The following is a 20,698-nucleotide window of genomic DNA, read 5'->3' on the forward strand; positions in this document are numbered from 1 at the left end:
ATATTTTGACAGCATAGTTTACCAACCGCTATTCTGTTTGTATAATCCTTTACTAAAGTTAATTTGGTTTAACGGTATTGGTAAGTACTCATCCCTGTTCTTTTTAAACAAAGCGTCGTTCAGGTGTGTTACTCTCGATTTCTCTTTTGCAAAATAGGTATTTAAGTATTCTGCGGCAATGCCCCAGCGCACTAAATCAAAGAAACGGTAACCTTCCATAGCAAATTCCAAACGCCTTTCGTAGCGCAGGGCCTGCCTTGCGTAATCATTTGTCCAGGTGCAGTTAACGCCCGGCTTGTAGGTATCAACTTTATAGTTCGATGTAGCGGTGCCATCCGTCATTTTCAGTTTGGCGGTACTGTTTGCCGCGCGGGTACGTATGGAGTTGATGAGCGGAAGGGCTTCCTGTTCGCGGCCCAGCTCTATCAGGGCTTCAGCCTTCATAAGTATTACATCGGCCAGGCGTATCACCATCCAGTTTTTGGCGCTCGACATAAATGGCGGGAAGCGTTTAAATGCCGGATCGTCATAAAGTACGGCTTCTTTCAGGCTCAGCATAGGCCCGTAAATTTGTGGCGCGCGCGACCATGTATTTTGATAAATAAAATCGGGTTTGTATTTATACGGGTGGCCGGGGATGGCCGCGGTATGATCCAAACGGGGGTCAAAAGATTTGGTTTTGTAATCGCCGTTCTTACCTATCTCGTTATTGTTAAAGCCGTCAAAATCCGGGATACCCTGCCCTGTGGTAACAAACGAGTTGATAAGATTATAACTTGGCACATGGAAACCGCAGCAACCGTACTCCTTGTTCATGGGGTAATTTAACGAGTGCCCGTTATCAACCCGGCCGAAAGGCGTTCCGTCGTCCAACGAATACTGGATAGCGAATACCGATTCGGAGCCGTTATCAAACTGCGACAGAAAGTTGTTGGCATAATCAGTATACAACGAGTACGGACCCGCTATTACTTCGCCGGTTAAGGTATTTACTTCCTCCAGCTTGGGTTTATCAATACCGGTTACGTTGTTATTGTCATCCTGCGTATAGGCCTGGTAAAGCAGCGTTTTAGCCAGGTAAGCTTTAGCCGCGTATTTATTAATACGCCCCTTATCCGTTTGCGTAGCAGGCAGGTTATCAGCCGCGAACCTGAAATCGGCCGCTATTTTTGACCATAGCTGATCGCTCGAAAAACTCCTGTTCGATACCGTATCATAACCCGGCTTATCAATGGTTTCGTCAATATAAGGGATACGTTTATAAAGCATTTTAAGTAAAAAATAAAAATGCGCCCTTAAAAAACGGGCTTCGGCCTGGCGCGATACCTTGTTAGGATATTCAGCCTCTGATATAGCATTGATACGCCCCAAGGCATCATTTGCACGGCCAACGCCAATGTACAGCCTGAACCACATATTATCAGTAGCACCTAAATCTACACGGTTAAGCGCAAAGGTTTCATAGGCATGAAAATCGCCCACATCACCGGGGCCATCGCCGCCTTTATAGGCATCGCCGCTGCGGATACTGCCCAACGACCACATATCCGAATACGGCGTGATCCAGGCATCGTTACCTAATGCCGAATAGGCAGCTATCAGCATTTTATCAACATTTTCGGGGGTATTCAGGGTTTCGCCCGAAACTGAGCCTTGCGGCTGTTCATCGAGGTATTTTTTGCAGGATGTGAAAAGCAGGCAAAGCATTGCCGCTATTAATATATTCTTTTTCATCGCTTTGATCTTCTTTAAACTTTAAAATGAAATGTTAACACCTAATGAAGTAATTACCGGTATAGGGAACCCATTGCCCGGGTTTTCAGGATCGGGCCCGGTAAATGATTTTGACTTAAGGGTAACCAGGTTATTAGCCTGTATAAATACGCGGGCATTTTGAACCTTGTATTTGCTTAATAAGCCCTTAAAGTTATACCCCAGCTGAATGTTCCTTAACTTCAGGTATGAGCCGCTTTCAATAAAGTAGGTTGAAAAACGACCTTCGTTATTCCTGTCAACCGTGGTTAGCGCAGGTATGGTTGAGCCGGTGTTTTGAGGTGTCCAGGCGTTTAGCACCCTCGAACCCCAATTGGCACCCGGTGCCAGTGAAGAAAAATCGGTAAGGTATTTATTACCGTTGTTTACATCATTGCCTTTTATCCCCTGGATAAAGAAAGCGAAATCGAAATTTTTGTAAGTGATATTGGCGTTTAAACCACAAACAAAATCAGGGTCGCCGCTGCCTATATAATCCCTGTCTTTATCATCAATAATGTTATCGCCGTTTAGGTCTTTGTAGCGCATGCGGCCAATGCCTTTACCCGGCTGCGTTGCCGAGCCATCTACTTCGCCCTGGTTCTGGAAAATACCATCGGCCACGTAACCGAACATTGAATTTACCGAGCGGCCTAAAATGGTTTTATCGGTTCCGTTACCCGGATACGAGGTTAACACTTCCGAAGGCAGATCGGTAATTTTATTACGATAGGTAGATATATTACCCGAAAGGTCGATATTCCAGTCGCGATTTATGGTAGTGGAATAGTTGAGCACAAACTCTAAACCTTTGTTATATACCGATGCACCGTTGGCAAAGCGTTTACCGCCATCGCCTTTTACAGCCAGATAAGCCGGGCTGATCAATATACCGGTGGTATTTTTTGTAAAGTAATCTATAGACCCGGATACTTTATTATTGAACAAACCAAAATCAATACCGTAGTTATTTTCGGTTTTATCTTCCCATCTTATATCAGGGTTACCGGTTTGTATCAGCACAAAGCCTGATGGTAGCTGACCTGTACCATTTCCGCCGATATCATACGCCGTACCACCATCGTAACTACCTGTTGGGTTGGTACCGTATATTGGTGTGTATAATGAATAATTGGCGTAGTTGTCAATCTCCTGGTTACCGGTTTTACCCCAGCCGTATCTTAGTTTCAAATCGGATATAAAGGGCAGGTTATCTTTTATAAAAGACTCCTCGCTCACGCGCCAGCCTACCGATGCTGCCGGGAACGTACCAAAGCGGTTGTTGCTACCAAAGCGCGATGAACCATCACGGCGTAAGGTTACCGATGCGATATAACGATCGTTAAACGAGTAGTTAACCCTGCCGAAGTATGACAGCAAGGCATTGCCTGAACCGCCGCCGCCGTTATCCTTATTGGTTGAACCCGAGCTCAGGTAAGCATAGTCTAATGTTTCCAAAGCATAGCCTTGCCTGCTGCCAAAAAAGTTACGGTTCATTACCTTGATTTGCTCGTGGGCTACCAGCACATCAATTTTATGCTTGTTTAAGGCCAGGTTGTAGGTCAGTTGGTTCTTCCATATCAGGTTGCCATCGTAAGAGGCCGATGTTCCTACCTGGTTAGATGGATCGACCAAATAACCCGACACATACGATTTACGGATGGTACGGTTGAAACCTGCGGCATAGTCAATACCGTAATTGGTTGATAAGCTTAGGTTTGGTAATATTTTAAGATCAGCGTAAGCGTTACCGAATACCCGGCCCAGGTGATCTTTATTTTGTTTATTATCTTCAATTAACCTTACCGGGTTTTGCCTGTCGGCCATACCAGCCGCCGGGCCGCCCCAGCCGCCATCAATAGTATGCACCGGGATGATCGAGAAATCGATCACTGAAAGGCCTGTAATATCGCCTATAGGCAATAAGGTATTGCGTACGTAAGAAGCCGAAAAGTTTTCGCCGATCTTTAAACGCCCGTTGAACAGTGTATAATCTGAATTGAAACGCGCCGTTATTTTTTTGTTTTGCGACTCCTTGATGATCCCCTTATTATCATAATAACTTACCGAGAAGAATGAATTGCTTTTTTCGGTACCGTTAGATATATCGAGGTTATACTGCTGCACTACCGATGTTTGCGAAATTTCATCAAACCAGCGTGTATCGGCAGGTTTCATGGTTTTGGCTGCATCCAAAAACTCGGGCAAAATTACCCTGTTCAGTGTAGGGCTGTCGAAATTATTATTCCAATCGTACTGATAGGTGGAATTAAGGTTAGGGTTTTGCTTATCGTTAACAGCGGCCTGCCAGTAAGCGCGGCCGCGCTGATCAGTATTCAGCACATCCAGCTTAGAGGTATTGAACTGTAACGATGTGGAAGCGCCAAAGTTGATGCGGCTTACCCCATTTTTAGCGCGTTTGGTGGTTACAATGATAACCCCATTAGCCGCCCGCGAGCCATAGATGGATGCTGCCGACGCGTCTTTCAATACCTGTATCGATTCCACGTCGTTAGGGTTCAGTTCCTGCAACCCGCGTTTGGTAGGCACACCATCAATTACATACAGCGGATCGTTATTACCCAAAGTACCTATACCCCTTATGCGCACGGTAGCGCCGCCGCCCGGATTACCATCCGTACTTACCGTTACACCGGCTACCCTGCCCTGTAAGGCCTTCATGGGGTTACCCAGCGGGATATCCTTAATGTCGCTCACTTTTACTACAGATACCGCGCCGGTTAAATCTTTCTTACGCTCTTTCTGGTAACCGGTAACTACAATCTCGTTCAGGTTAATGTTGCTCGATTCCATTTGCACGGAGAGCGCTTTACCATCGGTAATTTTACGGGTAACGCTTTGCGCACCCACAAAATTGAATTGCAGGCTTTGCCCAATTTCCGCCTGAATAGTGAATTTACCCGAGGCATCGGTAACTGTGGCCTTTTGGGTTTCAACAATAGTTACGGTTACGCCCTCAAAAGGAGCCGAGGTCGACTTATCAGTCACCACGCCCGAAATGTTCTGGGTTTGTGCAAACCCGCTTCGTGCCATCGCTATCAGCAAACAGCAAAAAAGTATTAGTTTTCTCATTTAATTTATTGGTTTTGGTAATTTATTGGTTTAAAAAAAGCTGGTAATCATTAAGGTTATAATCCGGACAACCTCCTTTTTTCGTTGCTATAAAGCAGCCCATTGCCATAGCCTTACGAAGTGTTGTGCCGGGGTTTTCGCCCTTGCTGTGGTTAGCAATAAAGGCGGCTAAAAAGGAGTCGCCGCTACCAATGGTATCGGCAACGCTTACCTGGAAAGAGCTTACATGCCACGCGCCACCGGCATTATAATACGATGCGCCATGCGCACCCTTGGTAACCAGTACCTCGGCAATGGCAAATTCGCCCATTATGAAGGCTACTTTCGCGGCTTCATCGGCATCCTCAGTAAAATAGAAACCGTAAACAATCCCCAATTCATCCTGGTTAAACTTTACTATATCGGCAGCGGTTAGCAGTTTCTCCAGTATATCGCGGGTATAGTGCGGCGCACGCAGGTTTACATCAAACACATTGGTGTTGCCAATGCTCAGCAGTTCAAACAAGCTATCGCGCGATACATCGTTCCTTGATGCCAGGCTGCCATAAATAAGGTAAGGCGCTGCCTTAACTTCTTTTTTAATAGCGGCGTTGGTTTCAATAAAATCCCAGGCAACGTTTTGCAGTATATCGTAGGTCACCTCGGTTCCGTTCATTTTTGCAACGGCTTTGCTGGTGTCTTTTAAATCGTCGGTTTGAATAAAGTCGGCATCCAGCCCCCATTGGGTTGCCAGCTCAATGAGCGCGGCTCCGTTATCATCGGCACCAACCCTGCTGATAATACCTGCCGGGATGCCCATTTTACTCAGGTGATAGGCTACGTTAAGTGGCGCGCCGCCGGGCTGCGGGCCATCGGGCAGCATATCCCACAACATTTCGCCATAACAAAAAACAGTGTTCATCTTTTTTATATTGATAATTAGTGCATAACCAGGTTACTTTCAATCTGCTCCAGCGAGCGGCCTTTGGTTTCGGGCATAAACTTCCATACGAAGATGAGCTGGCAAACCATCATAAAACCGAAGAAGGAAAAGGTGATAGCCCCGCCAAGCGATTCGGCCAGGTACGGAAAACAAAAGGCGATAATTGCCGCCATTACCCAGTGGGTTGAGCTGCCAAGGGTTTGTCCTTTGGCACGCACCTGGTTCGGGAAAATTTCGGAGATGAACACCCAGATCACCGCGCCCTGTGAAAAAGCGAAGAACGCGATGAAGATCATCATGTAAACCGGGATAGCGAATCCGCTGAAATTACCCGTTTGAAAAGTGAACGCCACCATAAACAGCGAAGCGATCAGCCCCATCGAACCAACGAACATCAGCTTGCGCCTACCCACTTTATCAATAATATTGATGCCCAGCAACGTGAATATAAAGTTGATAATACCTATACCTACAGTTGACAGCAAAGAGGAATGCGCACCCAAACCGGCCATTTCAAATATGCGCGGGGCATAGTAAATTATGGCGTTAATACCCGATACCTGATTGAAAAAAGCGAACAGCACCGCCAGTACAATAGGCGTTTTATACTGCCCCGAAAAAAGACCGGTACTTGATTTTTCTTCCCGCAAATTAGCACTGGTAATGGCGGCCAGTTCCTGCTCGCAGTTAAGCGGGTTGATGATCTTTAAAATGGCCAGCGCGGTAACGGTATCTTTCTTTTTAAGGATGAGCCAGCGCGGGCTTTCGGGTATAAAATAGATAAGCACCAAAAACAGTAACGAAGGGAAAGCCTGTACACCCAGCATCCAGCGCCATGAGGCCTCGCCACCCTGGCTGATGAGGTAGTTGGACAGGTAGGACACCAATATACCCAGCACTACATTAAACTGGAATAAACCAACCAAACGGCCGCGCCTGTCGGCCGGTGAAACCTCTGATATGTATATTGGCGCGGTAACCGATGAAATGCCTACGCCTAAGCCACCCAGCAGTCTGAACAGTAAAAAGAACGTCCAGTTTTCGGCCAGTGCGGTACCTATTGATGATAACAGGTAAGCGGCAGCTACAAAGTACAAGGTGTTTTTACGACCGAACATATCCGACGGCTTAGCCCCCAGCAGCGAACCTATAACGGTACCGAATAACGCGATAGAAATGGTAAGCCCGTGCTCGACCACAGTAAGTTGCCAATATTGCTGAATTGCTTTTTCGGCACCGGATATAACAGCGGTATCGAAACCGAACAGAAAGCCACCAAGGGCAACGACCATTGACCAGGCCAGTACGGAATGTTTCTTCATAAATAATAAAATGGAGTTGGTTTACTGATCGCAAATTAGGCAGATGGGCTACCGTGCAACATTGAATCTATACCAAAAACCATTAGATTTATGACAGTTTATAATTAACTGATTATTAATACCATACAATTTATACACTTAATATACTATCGCTGATATTCGTTTCTGTTACATCATTTCTCTGTTTATGTTACATCAGCCAAGGGTGTGTTTTTTACACTCTGTGTTTATTGATTTGCCATTTTACCGCCCGTTTATGAGGGTATGTTACTACACAGGGGGATTTGTATTGACATTAAAAGGGAAGTGGTATATTGGTGAAGCTTGTGCTGGAGCCTTCGGCAGTCTGCTTGAGCGCAATGGCATTTGCTATTCGACAAAAAGGTATGCGGCAATGCTTTCTCGTCAGCAAACAGCTTCGGGCGAAAGCGGGTAGAACTGTGGTGGGATGGTGCGTAAAGGCGGGCATAGGAACTTGTTGCATGTGGGTTGGGAAATGAGCGTCGGGGCAAAAGTTCCAGCCCCAAGTTCTGCACGGTTTGGCAGCGCATAGGCCATGTGCGGCAAAGAAGCCTTTTGCTGGACAAGGGTTTTGTTACTTTTGCCCTCAAAAGTAATGGGGCACTGCGCCCAAGAGCAGGCTGACGTTAATTACAGCACAAGCTTAGCCTACGTAAAGATTGCTTCGTTCCTCGCAATGACGCGATTTATATACGAAGCACAAAATGCGACAAGATTGCTTCGTTCGCAATGACAAAAGATTAAGAAACAGCCTTCCTTTTATACTCCGTAGGCGTACAATCATACTTTGCTTTAAACACGGTGGCGAAATAGTTAGGATTAGAAAAACCAACCATGTAGGTAATTTCGGCGATGGTAAGGTTTTCGTTATTGAGCAGGTAGGTAGCCTTTTTTAGGCGGCGATTAAGTATATAATCGGTAATGCTGCAACCCAGCAGGGCCTTTACCTTGCGGTACAGCTGTATGCGCGATACACCAATCAGCTTGCAAATATCATCAACGCTGAATTTATCGTTCGATAGGTTTTGCTCTACAATACCGGCAAAATCATTGATGAACTTCTTGTCGATACTTTTGGATACCGATACCTTTTCCAGCGGACTGATATCGCTTGTAAAGTGATCTTTCAGTATACGGCGGTTTTTAATGAGGTTGCGTACGTTGGCCAGCAGAAAATCAAAGTTGAAAGGCTTGGTGATATACAGATCGGCCATGGCATTGATACCAGAGATCTGCTGATCAACACTACCCTGCGCAGTAAGCAAAATAATAGGAATATGCGAGGTACGGATATCTGATTTTAAACCCTTAGAAAGCTCCTTGCCCGATGCGCCTGGCAGTACCACGTCGGATATGATGAGGTCGGGCACATGTTCATAAGCCTGCGATATGGCATCGGCACCGTTGCCGGCACAATAAACCTCAAAATATTCGCTAAACTTTTCTTCGAGGTAATGCAGCAGGTCGGTGTTATCTTCAATAATTAAAATGGAAAACTCTTTTGGCGCACTTAAAGGATCTTTCTCCTTCAGCATCGGGATCTTTTTCAGGTCGGAATTAAACACCTTCGACCGCTCATCCAGATCGGCCCAATTGCCCGATTGATTGGTTTTTTCTTCGGCCAACAGGTGTGTTTCGCCCAGTGGCAGGGTTACGGTAAAGCGGCTGCCTTTCCATTTTTCGCTTTCTACCTGTATATTACCATGATGCAGGTTAACGATCTCGCGCGAAAGCGATAAGCCAATGCCCGAACCATTTAAAGGCATGTGCGCCGCCTGGTAAAACTGGTCGAAAACCTGTTTAAGTTCCTCGGCATCCATCCCCACGCCGGTATCCTGCACCTGTATAACTACATTGTTCTCTTCGCGGATAACGGTTACCTTGATTTTTCCGCGTTCGTTATTAAATTTTATGCCGTTGGCAATCAGGTTAAAAAACACCTTATCCAGCATATTAACATCAAACCAGCAGCGAATATCATTTTCGGTGGTTGAAAAGCTGAGGTGGATATTCTGCTTTTGCGCGTGCATCCTGAAATTTTCGACCACATCGCGCACAAAGGCTACTATGTTATTTTCGGATGCCTTGATGATTTGTTTATCGTACTCAATTTTGCGGTAATCTATCAGTTGGTTCACCAGCCTTAACAGGCGGTAACTGTTCTGATGGATCATCCGGATATTCTTGCCAGCAAGTGATACCAGTTTCTCATTGGCCATCATATCCTGCAAAGGCGAAAGTATGAGGGTTAATGGCGTGCGAAACTCGTGCGATACATTGGTGAAGAAGTTCAGCTTGGCCTCGGTAGCCGCCTCCGCCTTTACCGACATTTCTATCAGCTGATTACGCTGCGACAAGATCTCGTCGTTTTTGGCGGCCAAACTTTTATTGATCTTGCGGTTCTCCATTAACGAAAAGAATGCCAGTCCGCCGAATATGATGGTAAGCACCAGTGTGATCACCGTAATGTTCAGTATCACCTGCTGGCTGTTGTATATGCCCTGTTGTTCCTCAATAAGTTCCTGCTGCCTTTCAATATCTTTTTGCTGACTGTTTACCCGTGCCCACTGCATTTTCATCAACTGCACATTGGCCGAATCAATAATTAACGATTGCAGAATATTCTCGCGCGAAAAAGGCTCCTTGTTCAAGATGCGGAAAGCGGTAACAATGGCTTCCTTACCACCTGTAGGGTATAACACGCTGGCATCAATCACCTTATCGCTCACTTTTTGCAAACCGCCGCCGGGACCGGGCAGGGCATCAACCCCTACAATTTTTAACCCGGGCGATAATTTAAGACCGTTGAACACTTCACGCACGCCTGATGCCATTACATCGTTATGCGCAAATACTGCGGTAATAGCGGGCAGTTCGGCCTTTATTTTATGCAGCTGGCGTTGCGTATTGGGTTTAAGCCAGTCGCCATATACTTTTGCCGCTATGCGGATATTGCTGAATCTTTTTATGCCATCGTAAAAACCCCTGTCGCGCTCAATGGCCGGTGATGAACCGGGTAAACCCATTACTTCCAATACCGATGCATCGCCTTTTAAAGTACTGCCCAGGTACTCCCCGGCCATTTTGCCAAGCTGATAATTATCGGCACCCACATAAGCGGTGTAAAGGGTTGAGGATGTTTTACGGTCGATAACTATTACGGGGATGCCCTTATTATAGGCCTCCTCTACCACGGCGGTAAGCGGTTGCGCCTCGTTTGGCGAAATAACCAGCAGGTCTATCCCCTTCCGCAACATTACCCGCACCTGCGATATTTGCCGGGCGCTGCTGTTTTGGGCATCGCTGTATAAAAACTTTACACCGGGGTGTAAAGAGAGCTCCATCTTCATCTCATCCAGCATGGTTTTGCGCCACAGATCTGTACCCACGCATTGCGAAAAACCGATGGTATAGGTTGATTTAACCTTTTCCCGGTGGCAGGCCGTAACAGTTACCGCTACCAGCAGCCAAAGCAATACTCTTTTTACAAAACCCATGTACGATGGACAGCTGAACATAATTGATACAAGTTAAAGCCGGACAGGTTTAATTAACGATACTATAATTGGTATGCCGCAAACTTAATCTCTAAAGTTATATAAAAGAAATTAGTATAGCCAATTAAGATGTGTTTATGCAGGGAAATCGCTTTTGAAGTTTTATTCCCCCTCTTGAGAGCATAGCTGCCAATTTAAGGACGAAAAGTTAAAAATGGCTCCTGTAGCAAAGCAAATCGCATAGCTAACTCACCCGGTCTACGCTTCGCTGGACCGCCCTCTCTCCGGCTTTGCCGTAAAGAGGGCTGAAAAAAATAAAAATACAAACCCCTCTTTCCGCTTGCGGAGAGAGGGGTGACGAGCGAAGCGATGTCGGGGTGAGTCGATACGCTACAATTCCGTTGCGCAATGTTTCAAAAACGATTCCCCCTCGTGTTTTAAACCAAAACAGGCAGGTAAAATATCAAAACCCGTAAAAACACTCTTCGTTATAAATATTTGTATTAATTAAATTTATTTGTAACTTAATAGTCTAAATAACAACCAATTACCTTCCACATGATCAAAGCTCAACGATTAAAAAAAGTTTGGAAAAACTGTGTCGACCTACAGGTAGGGCACCCTTTGGGCTACTTTCAGCCTACTACGCCTCAGGAGGTGATCACGATTATTCGCGAAGCTGAAAAAAGGGGGTACAAGGTAAAGGCGGTAGGTTCGGGACACTCGTTTTCTGACATTGCGCTCACGCGCGATTTTTTGATCAACACGCATAAATTAAACAAAATATTAAGTACCGATCTGCTTAACACATTGCCGGGCACGGATACCGCGCACCTATTTGTATGCGAATGCGGCCTACTGATAAAGCAGCTGAATGCCGCGCTTGATGCCCGCAAACTGGCATTGCCCAACATGGGTGCCTACACCGGGCAAACCATTGCCGGGGCCATTTCAACGGCTACACATGGCTCGGGTATTACGCTGGGTTCGCTGGCGAGTTTGGTGGAGGCGGTGGTGATGATAGGCGAAAACGGTGAGGTTTTTCATATAGAACGCAGACAAGGAATTTCGGCAGCGCCCATACAGTTGGGCAGTATCCCGGTTACGCTTATTCAGGATGACGAGGCGTTCTTTTCGTCTGTAGTGAGTATGGGCTGTTTGGGTGTTACTTACGCTTTGGTATTGAAGGTTACCGATGCTTATTTATTAAAGGAAGAACGAACTTTTAGCAGTTGGGAAAAGGTAAAAAAACAGCTACATCGTGAAGGGTTATTGGGCGCTAACCGCCACCTCGAAGTTTTGCTGAACCCTTACCAAACCCATACCAAAGGCGACCACGATTGCCTCATTACGCAACGTAATATTTGCGAGCCCGAAACATCCACATCCTGGTTCAGGCTGCACAGGGCATGGTTTTATACGCTGGTGGGCTGGCTGATGCCCAATTTTTTACTGAACGCTATATTGCGTTTTCTGTTTAATACCTTCCCTAAATCTACCCCCTACCTTATACAGGCTTCGCTAAAAACCCTGCGCGATGGTTGTTATATTGATAAAAGTTTTAAGGTGCTCGATCTGGGTAAGGCCAATAATATAGCTGCTTACTCGCTGGAGATCGCTTTTCCGTCGGCAAGCTACCAGCAGGCGGTTGAGGCGCTTTTTGTAATTTTTGGGCAGATAGCCGCCGACGGTGAACAATATATTACCTCGCCTTTTTCGCTCCGCTTTGTAAAAACGAGCGCGCATTACCTGGCTATGCAATACGGGGCGAAGGATGATTTTGTATGTATGATAGAGTTCCCGGTGCTGAAAGGCACAGTTGGCGGCGAAGAAATATTATCGCGCATTGAGCACGATATGTACCGCTATGGCGGCGTCCCCCATTGGGGCCAGTATAACCATGTAGGCATTGGGGACCATACGCTGGACAAACTCTATCCTCAATTTTATAAATGGATGGCCAACTATCGCCGCTTTTGCAAAAAGGGCACCTTTGAAAACAACTTTACCGAACGCTGCCGAATTATCGCCAAAGAAACCTTACACTAAAAAACCATAATCATGAAAACCAATCGCTTTATCAAATTATTGATGTTATTTGCTGCATCAGCATGGCTAATCAGTTTATCCTCATGCAACTTACAAGGCCAAATAGGCAAAATTGATATAAGTCCGGTAATCAGAAAGGCAAAACCGGCAACTGATTCTTTAAGCCGTAGCATTGGGCGAAATGTGATATTGGGATTATCAGATAGCTCTAAAGTGGCTATCATGAGATTAACAAATGCCCTTAAAGGGTCCATCGATACTCTTAATCCGGATATCCACAAACTGATGCGCGCCATCAACCTCATTGGTGATACTACCAGTTTACAAATTAAAAAAATAGGTAACAATGTACATTGGCAAATAGGGCGATTAAACGGCGACATAAACCTTTTAGATACGACACTAATCAAGCTCACAAACTCACTGAACAGGCAAACCAAAGACTTGCTGAGCAATATGCTAATACGAGCGCTTGACACACTCAAAACCCCTGTAACGAAAGCCAAAATAGACTCGGCGTTAACTTCAATATTAAGTGAAAATACAACTCAAAAAGCACAGAGACTGGTTAGCGGCGCTTTACAGCCAACAATTGATACGCTTACTAAACGCATTGATCATATTGTTAAAGGTAATGTAGATTATATTCAAAAACACGCTTACTGGTTAATTGCAGCTTTAACCATTGCAGCACTAATTATTATTGCTTTTGTTTGGTTTCAACGACGCAAATACGCACGTATAGTAAAAATACTAACTTACCATATTGATAAAATACAAGATCAAACAGTATATGACACTCTTACTAATAACATCCGCGATCAAAGCCAGCAGGAGGATCTTGAACCACTTTTGCGCCGTACGTTAGCTACGCAGGGTATAAACTAAATACGCTCAATCAGCACCTGCTCATCTATCCGCAGGGCATCATCGTTCCAGCGGATGAGTTGCGAGCGGTTGAGGCTGCCTGCGGCATTAAGCGTGATGTGCAGCAGGGTATACGTTTTATCGAGCCGTACACTGGCGGCGTTGTTTTCAAAAACGGGCATCCAGGTACCGGTGTTATAGTATTTTTGAGCAGCACCCGGCATTGATTTTTGCTGCGGATTATGCGTGTGCCCAAACGTTACCAGTTTGAGGTGCTTATTCCGTTCAAATAATTTCGCGGCAAATTCGCTCAATCCGCCCGATGAACTTAGCTGCAACATGGCGAATAACCGGCTCATGAAGTACGACAGTATCAATAGCGACAAACTCTTCACCACGTTAAAGATCATCTTACCAATTCCCGAAAACTCGGGCAGTTTTATTGATGAACCTATCGAACTCCACAGTACCAAACCAGCCAGTACAATAGGCAAGGCGATGAACAGTAAAAACTGGAAAAGATATTTCAGCGCGTACTTATACTGCCGTTTGGGTATCACCATTAAGGTAAACGGCAAATAGTGAAACAGCATTTTTACCGCCAGCGGAAAGCGTTCCTGTATCAGCACCGGCAGTATGTTCTCGCTCGGCCTTACGTTATCAATGTAGGGGTACGATAGCTCGATACGGTTAATCAGGTAACGGTTAAAGAACGAGCCGAAGGGCAGGTTCAGTTCATCACAGTTTTCCAACTGTGCGGGGCCGTCAACACTGGTGAATTTTTCGTAACGGTGGCCATGTTCTACATAAATTTCGTTGTTGATGATAAAGCTGTCGTCAACATAACTTAGGTTAGGCCGCACGTATTTATCCATCGCCTCGGCGGCGCTGATGGTTGCCCGTGCCGCTATGTTTTGCGCCATTAAATGATCCATATAGTTACGCACGGCAGGCCAGTACCATTCCAAATCGTGGTTACCCTTTACAATAACCAGCTTGTTGCCTCCCGCAAGCCATTCGCCCAGGCTGGCAAACACTACAGCATGCCCCCCGGCGCACAACAGCAGTTTCCATACCGATTTATAATCGTCTGTTTTAAGGCCGTACTTTCGTTCCTTATCGTTTACGGCTTTAGTAAGTTCCGGCTTGGTTTTGCTGATACCGATAGCGGCAAGGGCTTGCTGCCACTGCGTAAAATCGGCATCGCTCACAGGTACCCGGCCAATCCGCAAATAATCTATCATGTCGCCGTTGATGATCAGCATGCCCGATCCCTCCTTTCGTTTTTGCATTAACCGGTGGATGAACCGCTGAAAAGAAGCATCGGCAAAAAAGTTCTCCGCGCCGTTATAATTACCATCTTTATCCTTGCCCTCGGCCAGATGCAGGTCACTGATCACAAAAATATCGTCGCCCGCGAAATGGTAATTAACCACGGGAAGGCCATAACTAAGGGTATCTGTTTCGGGTTGATGGGTCATTGTAAAACGTTTAGGAATACGGTATGCTAATGCAGGCTTATTTACATAAACTTAAAATAAATTTGTGATTAGTCAAAGAAATTTATAATTTAAGTGACTAATAAACAGATAATTGCCTCTTCCATCCGGCAAACATCTTCCATTAAACCTGAAACATTACGATTATGAGCTTTATCGACCTACTCCGTTTGGTGCCACGCACCCTTGGAAGCTATTTCAGGAATAACCACTTCATCATCATGTTCTCGGCTTTTTTGCTGCTGATGATCTATGGTTATCATGGTAATTTTGATCTGCTGCGTTTTATTATTCCCAAGTGGACCATACCCGGCGAAAACGTTTGCTGCCGTGCGCCTATCATCCCCGGCCTGGCCTGGGATCGCGAACTGATCTCTTTTATCGGCGGGGCCATATTGCTGGTGGTGGTGCCTATTGTGCTGATCCGTTTGCTGTTTAAAGAACCATTAAGTAAATACGGACTGGGCTTACCCGAAAAAGGCAAACGGTGGACGGGCGTATTCATCTTCCTGTTTTTGGTGGCAGTGCTCGGCCCCGGTTTTTATATGATCAGCGGTGATAGTTCTATGCAAGCCGTTTACCCTTTTTATAAGCCGTTTACCTCGGTTAGTGAGTTTGTATGGTACGAGCTGGCCTACTTCCCGTTCTTTATCACTATCGAATTTATTTTCAGGGGATATATTCTCTTTGGCCTGGCCGATATGCACGATACCTACGTACGCGAAAATCCGCAGCGCAACAATTATTTCATCGGCTTTGGCCTTATTATACAAATGCTGGCCTATACCATGTGGCACATGGGCAAACCCCTGCCCGAACTTTGGGGCACACCCGTATGGGGACTTGTCACCGGGATTTTTACGTACCATCTGCGCTCGATATGGCCGGTTACGCTGGCACACTGGGGGCTCAATATATTTTTAGATGCCATGATACTGCACCGCTTACATATCCTTTTTTAAAAAGCTACTCAAAAAATCAAGCTCATGAAAAAACTGATCTTCCTGAAAATAGTACTCGTACTTACAGGCATTTATATTGTTTTAAGCGGACTTAACATTGCGGCCGGTGGTATGCTCACACTGGGCTGGGGCGGCTCAAAGAATTTTTTCACCGTGACCGATCAAAAGGCTTACCTGATTCAGGATAGCCATGTGCGTTTTGTGGGCGGGGTTTGGCTGGCGCTTGGACTGTTCTTTATATGGTCGGTTACTAATGTGTACCGCTATTTGCCGCAACTGCTTTTTGCCTGCATCCTTGTTTTTGTGGGTGGGTTATGCCGCCTGTTTCAGCCGGATGGCGCAACGTTCCACATGCCCGTGCTCGGCTCTTTCCTCGCCGAACTGGTGGGTATGCCGGTGCTGTTTATATGGCTGCAAAAATCGGTACGCTGATCTATGCCCTGTCGCCCTCTTTATCAAGCCGCATTTTGTAACTGGCACGCATTAAAAAGTTCAACAACAATATAAATACACCACCCGGCAAAGCTAAAACTACAGTACGTACCCAAACATTGGTAATGCCCAGCGGCCAGCCGGGGGCAAAATCCCAGTGGTAATTGCCCAAGATGCCCAGAACGTTGATCAGTTCAATAGAGCCTGCGCTTAAAGCGCCCACTACAAATTGCAGCCAGGCGCTTTGCTTACGCAACGCCTTGGCCAAACTGGCGAAAAGCAGCCCGAATGCCCCTATAATAATTACAAAAATGAGCCAGCCGGGGGTAAAGGTGTAAAACTTGCCTATGAATGATATCAGCTCAACAATACAACCCAAAGCGAACGCGGTAAGGAAATATTTTAACCACAGGATACCATTGTTTTCGAGCGCCATTTCGCGCAGTATCTTTTTTTCGGCAAAATAGGGTATCAAAGTTTTGCGCAGACCGCTTACCATATCGTGGCGTGCCACCCAGCCAAAATCGAGCTGTGCCTTTGACGGATCGGCGAGCCAGTATTTGCGGGTTACTTCGAGGGCTTTGTCTTTGGTCATCTTGGGCCTGTCGCGGTTAAAAAAGTAAACCAGTTCGCTTATGGGTGCCATTCCCCGTATCAAAAAATCGGGCACTCCAATAGCCAGTCCGGCTTTTTTATCCATGGCCTCGCCTATTTTTTGCACTATACTTTTCGAGGTAAGCAGTTCGGCATTGTTCAGAAAATAGGTTTCGCCGATACTTTTGTCGCTAAGCGCGGCAGCAACAATGCCCTCCACCAAATCGCCAACATAAATACCGTTGGATAGCTTTTCGGTTAGGCCCAGCTTGGGCTGCAAGCGATATTCTACCAGGGGGAAGATCTGGCTTAAGTCCTGCTCGCGCTCTCCGTACACAATGGCGGGGCGTACTATGGTTACCGGCAACCTGTCGTAATAACTATGCGCAACAGCCTCACTCTGTTTTTTTGAGCGGCCATACATGGATATGGGGTTGAGCGTAGCGGTTTCAGTATAGGGTTCGGCAGATGGATTGGGCCCTGCCGATGCCAAACTGGATACGAATACCAGGCGGGCAAGGCTATCTTTGGCGTAACGTTCGGCTGCGTCAAATACATTGCGGGTGCCTTCTATGTTGGTTTCGTTAAAATCTTTTTCGGTGGTAACCAGTAAGCGGGCAGCAAGGTGAAATATATATTTAGCACCTTCAATAGGTGCTTTTAGCGTAGTAATATCGCGGGTATCGCCAATGTGGAGCGTAACGTTTTGTCCGCGTAATGAGGATATATCGCTGGTATACCTCACCAGGCAATGCACATCAAAACCTTTTTCAATTAACAAAGGCACCAAATGCGAGCCCACGAAGCCGTTGGCCCCGGTAACAATTACTTTGTCCATAAAAATGAAGATTAGGTTAGGCAAACAAAATACACGGCGATGGATAGTTGCTATGCCGGATATTTAATTCGGGTTTATTTATTGTTACGCTAATATACATTTTTAATTAACAATAGGCTAATTTTCAGTTATTTAAGCAGATGCAATTTATTTCGATATCCCATTGGAAAGGTCTCAAATAGACGAAGTGTTTAACCTGCTCGTGAGATGCTGAAATAAATTCAGCATGACCTTTTGTGTGCTTCCCAACAACTGACACCCCCGGCAAGCCATATCCTTATCTTAACAAGGATATCTACTTCCCCCCCAAATAACATCAATGTAAAATTCTCTTTACCTCTCTTACTCATATACCCGCTTTCAGCCTGAATACCGCTTTTATTTATTTGTGCGCTTTTATTTTTTTAGGAATTGCTGAAAAAACATCTTATTATTGCTTCATATTGAAGCAATAATAATTTTTAACCAATTTTAACTGCAACATAAATGATGAAAGCATCCCGGTTCTTACCATTGGTAATATTTTTACCATTGCTGTCGTGCTCCGACAAAAATCAAGCACCCCAATTAGGCGAAGCCCCCGTTAAGGAAGTGGTTGCCGCCATGACACCCGAAGAAAAAGTTAAACTACTTATAGGCATGGGCATGAATTACGACGGTATTCCCGACGGTATTCTGCCTCCGGCCGATCCTGAAGATGCCAAAGTCCCCGAAAAAGTGCCCGGCGCGGCAGGGCGTACGCATGCTATTCCGCGTTTAGGTATCCCATCTATTGTATTGTCCGATGGGCCTGCCGGTGTACGCATCAGCCCAAAACGTAAGGGAAATGATAGTACTTTTTACGCTACGGCCTTCCCTACCGCTACCCTGCTGGCCTCAAGCTGGGATACCACCCTGGTACGTAAAGTGGGCGAAGCATTCGGCAGCGAGGTACGCGATTATGGTATCGATATCCTGCTGGCTCCGGGCATGAACATTCACCGCAACCCGTTGGGTGGCCGTAACTTTGAGTATTACTCCGAAGATCCGGTGATAGCGGGTAATATGGCCGCTTACTTTGTAAACGGGATACAATCAAACAACGTGGGTACATCCATTAAACACTTCGCGGCTAATAACCAGGAGTTTAACCGTATGCAGCTGAACACCCATGTAAGCGAGCGTGCCCTGCGCGAAATTTATTTGAAGGGTTTTGAAATAGCGGTAACCAAATCGCACCCGTGGACGGTGATGTCATCGTACAACCTAATCAATGGCACTTATGCCTCTGAAAGCCGCGACCTGCTGACCACTGTTTTACGTGATGAGTGGGGCTTTAAAGGCTTTGTAATGACCGACTGGTTTGGCGGCAAAAACGTAGTAGCCCAAATGAATGCCGGTAACGATATGATTATGCCGGGCACTACCGCGCAAACTGAAGATCTGATGGCTGCTGTTAAAAGCGGCAAAGTTAGCCGTACGCAACTGGATGAAAACGTGGAGCGCATTTTGAACATCATTTTAAAATCGCCGTCGTTTAATAAATATGCTTACTCTGATAAACCCGACCTGGAAAAAGACGCGGGCGTTAGCCGCATGGCTGCCGCCGAAGGTATGGTATTGCTGAAAAACAATGCCGATGCTTTACCGCTTACAGCAGGTAAAAAAGTGGCCCTGTTTGGTAATACCTCATACAACCTGATAGCAGGTGGTACCGGCAGCGGAGATGTAAACAAGCAATACGTAATATCATTACACCAGGGCCTGGCCAATGCAGGTTACGCGCCCGAAGCAAGTTTACAGGCAGCATATCAAAAATATATTGCCGATGAAAAAGCGAAACAGCCTAAAGCGGCTATTGCTTTCTTCGCGCCTAAACCTATTGCCGAAATACCGGTAACGGGTGCACTATTGCAAAACGAAGCCACCAATACCGATATAGCCATCGTAACCATTGGCCGTAACGCAGGCGAGGGCGGCGACAGGCAGGAAGCCGATGATTTTGATTTAACCTTTGCTGAAAGGCAAAACCTTAAACAAATTGCCGCGGCCTACCATGCCAAAGGTAAAAAAGTGGTTGTGGTACTTAACATAGGCGGCGTAACCGAAATTGCCAGCTGGCGCGATAATGCCGATGCTATACTTTTGGCATGGCAGCCGGGCCTTGAGGGCGGCAACGCCATTGCCGATGTACTAAGCGGCAAGGTGAACCCATCAGGTAAACTGGCTACCACGTTCCCGGTTAAATACAGTGATGTGCCTTCGGCTAAAACATTCCCGGGTAAACTGTTAAACCCTAATGATAAAACACCGGCCAACCCGCTGATGGGTAAACCGGCAGAGGTTACTTATGATGAGGGTATTTATGTAGGTTACCGTTACTACAATACCTTTAATATTAAACCGGCTTATGAGTTTGGTTACGGCTTATCATACACCACCTTCGCGTACAGCAATTTGGTTTTGAGCGATAGCAAATTCAACGGAAAATCATTGGAAGCAAAAGTAACCGTTACCAACAGCGGTAAGGTAGCCGGTAAAGAGGTAGCGCAGTTATATATCAGCGCGCCGAGTAAAGGCTTAAACAAACCGGCTATCGAGCTGAAAGGTTTCGCCAAAACCATCCTGTTAAGACCGGGCGAATCGGCAACGCTTATATTTACCATAAACGCGGCCGATCTGGCTTCGTATGATCCGGATCAGGCCGCATGGGTGGCCGACGCGGGCGCTTATACGGTAAAGATCGGCGCGTCATCGCTTAATATAAAACAAACAGCAGACTTTGAATTGGCACAGGCTATTAAAGCCGCTAAACTGAAACATGTGTTGACTCCCTTAACCCTAATTAAGGAACTTAAAAAGTAAAACTAT

General features: G+C 46.0%; 12 protein-coding genes. 5 read left to right on the forward strand and 7 right to left on the reverse strand.

What is annotated here, in order from left to right:
- Positions 1–18: 18 nt before the first annotated feature.
- The 5 genes from AC07NA_RS16495 to AC07NA_RS16515 form a co-directional block, all read right to left on the reverse strand.
- A complete protein-coding gene (locus AC07NA_RS16495; protein WP_494898689.1) occupies positions 19–1,734 on the reverse strand; it encodes a RagB/SusD family nutrient uptake outer membrane protein in 1,716 nt (571 codons plus the stop codon).
- Positions 1,735–1,755: 21 nt separating this feature from the next.
- Positions 1,756–4,845, reverse strand: coding sequence for a SusC/RagA family TonB-linked outer membrane protein (locus AC07NA_RS16500; protein ID WP_494898690.1), 3,090 nt, complete (start codon positions 4,843–4,845; stop codon positions 1,756–1,758).
- Between the two features lie 22 nt (positions 4,846–4,867).
- Positions 4,868–5,746 (reverse strand): carbohydrate kinase family protein, encoded by an 879-nt coding sequence (locus AC07NA_RS16505; RefSeq protein ID WP_494898691.1) that lies wholly within the window; start codon positions 5,744–5,746, stop codon positions 4,868–4,870.
- Positions 5,747–5,763: 17 nt separating this feature from the next.
- The gene (locus tag AC07NA_RS16510; protein ID WP_494898692.1) at positions 5,764–7,089 is read right to left on the reverse strand and encodes a sugar porter family MFS transporter; all 1,326 of its coding nucleotides are present in this window, start codon (positions 7,087–7,089) and stop codon (positions 5,764–5,766) included.
- Between the two features lie 761 nt (positions 7,090–7,850).
- On the reverse strand, positions 7,851–10,628 hold the full coding sequence (locus tag AC07NA_RS16515) for a substrate-binding domain-containing protein (RefSeq protein ID WP_494898694.1): 2,778 nt from the start codon (positions 10,626–10,628) through the stop codon (positions 7,851–7,853).
- A gap of 537 nt (positions 10,629–11,165) precedes the next feature.
- Between AC07NA_RS16515 and AC07NA_RS16520 the strand changes: the two genes are divergently transcribed.
- On the forward strand, positions 11,166–12,656 hold the full coding sequence (locus AC07NA_RS16520; protein WP_494898696.1) for an FAD-binding protein: 1,491 nt from the start codon (positions 11,166–11,168) through the stop codon (positions 12,654–12,656).
- A gap of 12 nt (positions 12,657–12,668) precedes the next feature.
- Complete coding sequence (locus AC07NA_RS16525) at positions 12,669–13,544, forward strand: hypothetical protein (RefSeq protein WP_494898698.1); 876 nt, start codon at positions 12,669–12,671, stop codon at positions 13,542–13,544.
- On the opposite strand, the gene AC07NA_RS16530 is transcribed toward AC07NA_RS16525, so the two are convergent.
- On the reverse strand, positions 13,541–15,004 hold the full coding sequence (locus AC07NA_RS16530) for a hypothetical protein (protein WP_494898699.1): 1,464 nt from the start codon (positions 15,002–15,004) through the stop codon (positions 13,541–13,543). The genes AC07NA_RS16525 and AC07NA_RS16530 overlap by 4 nt on opposite strands.
- 164 nt (positions 15,005–15,168) lie before the next feature.
- Here AC07NA_RS16530 and AC07NA_RS16535 point away from each other — a divergent pair, with 164 nt between their 5' ends.
- Both AC07NA_RS16535 and AC07NA_RS16540 read left to right on the forward strand, forming a co-directional pair.
- A complete protein-coding gene (locus AC07NA_RS16535) occupies positions 15,169–15,984 on the forward strand; it encodes a CPBP family glutamic-type intramembrane protease (RefSeq protein WP_494898700.1) in 816 nt (271 codons plus the stop codon).
- Positions 15,985–16,008: 24 nt separating this feature from the next.
- Positions 16,009–16,416 (forward strand): DUF4345 domain-containing protein, encoded by a 408-nt coding sequence (locus AC07NA_RS16540; protein ID WP_494898701.1) that lies wholly within the window; start codon positions 16,009–16,011, stop codon positions 16,414–16,416.
- Position 16,417: 1 nt separating this feature from the next.
- Here AC07NA_RS16540 and AC07NA_RS16545 read toward each other — a convergent pair whose 3' ends face one another.
- The gene (locus tag AC07NA_RS16545; RefSeq protein ID WP_494898702.1) at positions 16,418–17,848 is read right to left on the reverse strand and encodes an NAD-dependent epimerase/dehydratase family protein; all 1,431 of its coding nucleotides are present in this window, start codon (positions 17,846–17,848) and stop codon (positions 16,418–16,420) included.
- A 486-nt stretch (positions 17,849–18,334) separates the two neighbouring features.
- On the opposite strand from AC07NA_RS16545, the gene AC07NA_RS16550 reads away from it, so the two are divergent.
- Entirely contained in the window at positions 18,335–20,692 is a 2,358-nt protein-coding gene (locus AC07NA_RS16550) for a glycoside hydrolase family 3 N-terminal domain-containing protein (RefSeq protein WP_494898703.1), read from the forward strand.
- The last annotated feature ends 6 nt before the right edge of the window (positions 20,693–20,698 follow it).

The sequence above is a fragment of the Mucilaginibacter sp. GW821-FHT07G05 genome (assembly GCF_059418565.1).

Coding starts and splice junctions, on each gene's coding strand:
- AC07NA_RS16495 (WP_494898689.1), bottom strand. CDS start 1,734: ATGAAAAAGAATATATTAATAGCGGCAATGCTTTGCCTGCTTTTCACA.
- AC07NA_RS16500 (WP_494898690.1), bottom strand. CDS start 4,845: ATGAGAAAACTAATACTTTTTTGCTGTTTGCTGATAGCGATGGCACGA.
- AC07NA_RS16505 (WP_494898691.1), bottom strand. CDS start 5,746: ATGAACACTGTTTTTTGTTATGGCGAAATGTTGTGGGATATGCTGCCC.
- AC07NA_RS16510 (WP_494898692.1), bottom strand. CDS start 7,089: ATGAAGAAACATTCCGTACTGGCCTGGTCAATGGTCGTTGCCCTTGGT.
- AC07NA_RS16515 (WP_494898694.1), bottom strand. CDS start 10,628: ATGTTCAGCTGTCCATCGTACATGGGTTTTGTAAAAAGAGTATTGCTT.
- AC07NA_RS16520 (WP_494898696.1), top strand. CDS start 11,166: ATGATCAAAGCTCAACGATTAAAAAAAGTTTGGAAAAACTGTGTCGAC.
- AC07NA_RS16525 (WP_494898698.1), top strand. CDS start 12,669: ATGAAAACCAATCGCTTTATCAAATTATTGATGTTATTTGCTGCATCA.
- AC07NA_RS16530 (WP_494898699.1), bottom strand. CDS start 15,004: ATGACCCATCAACCCGAAACAGATACCCTTAGTTATGGCCTTCCCGTG.
- AC07NA_RS16535 (WP_494898700.1), top strand. CDS start 15,169: ATGAGCTTTATCGACCTACTCCGTTTGGTGCCACGCACCCTTGGAAGC.
- AC07NA_RS16540 (WP_494898701.1), top strand. CDS start 16,009: ATGAAAAAACTGATCTTCCTGAAAATAGTACTCGTACTTACAGGCATT.
- AC07NA_RS16545 (WP_494898702.1), bottom strand. CDS start 17,848: ATGGACAAAGTAATTGTTACCGGGGCCAACGGCTTCGTGGGCTCGCAT.
- AC07NA_RS16550 (WP_494898703.1), top strand. CDS start 18,335: ATGATGAAAGCATCCCGGTTCTTACCATTGGTAATATTTTTACCATTG.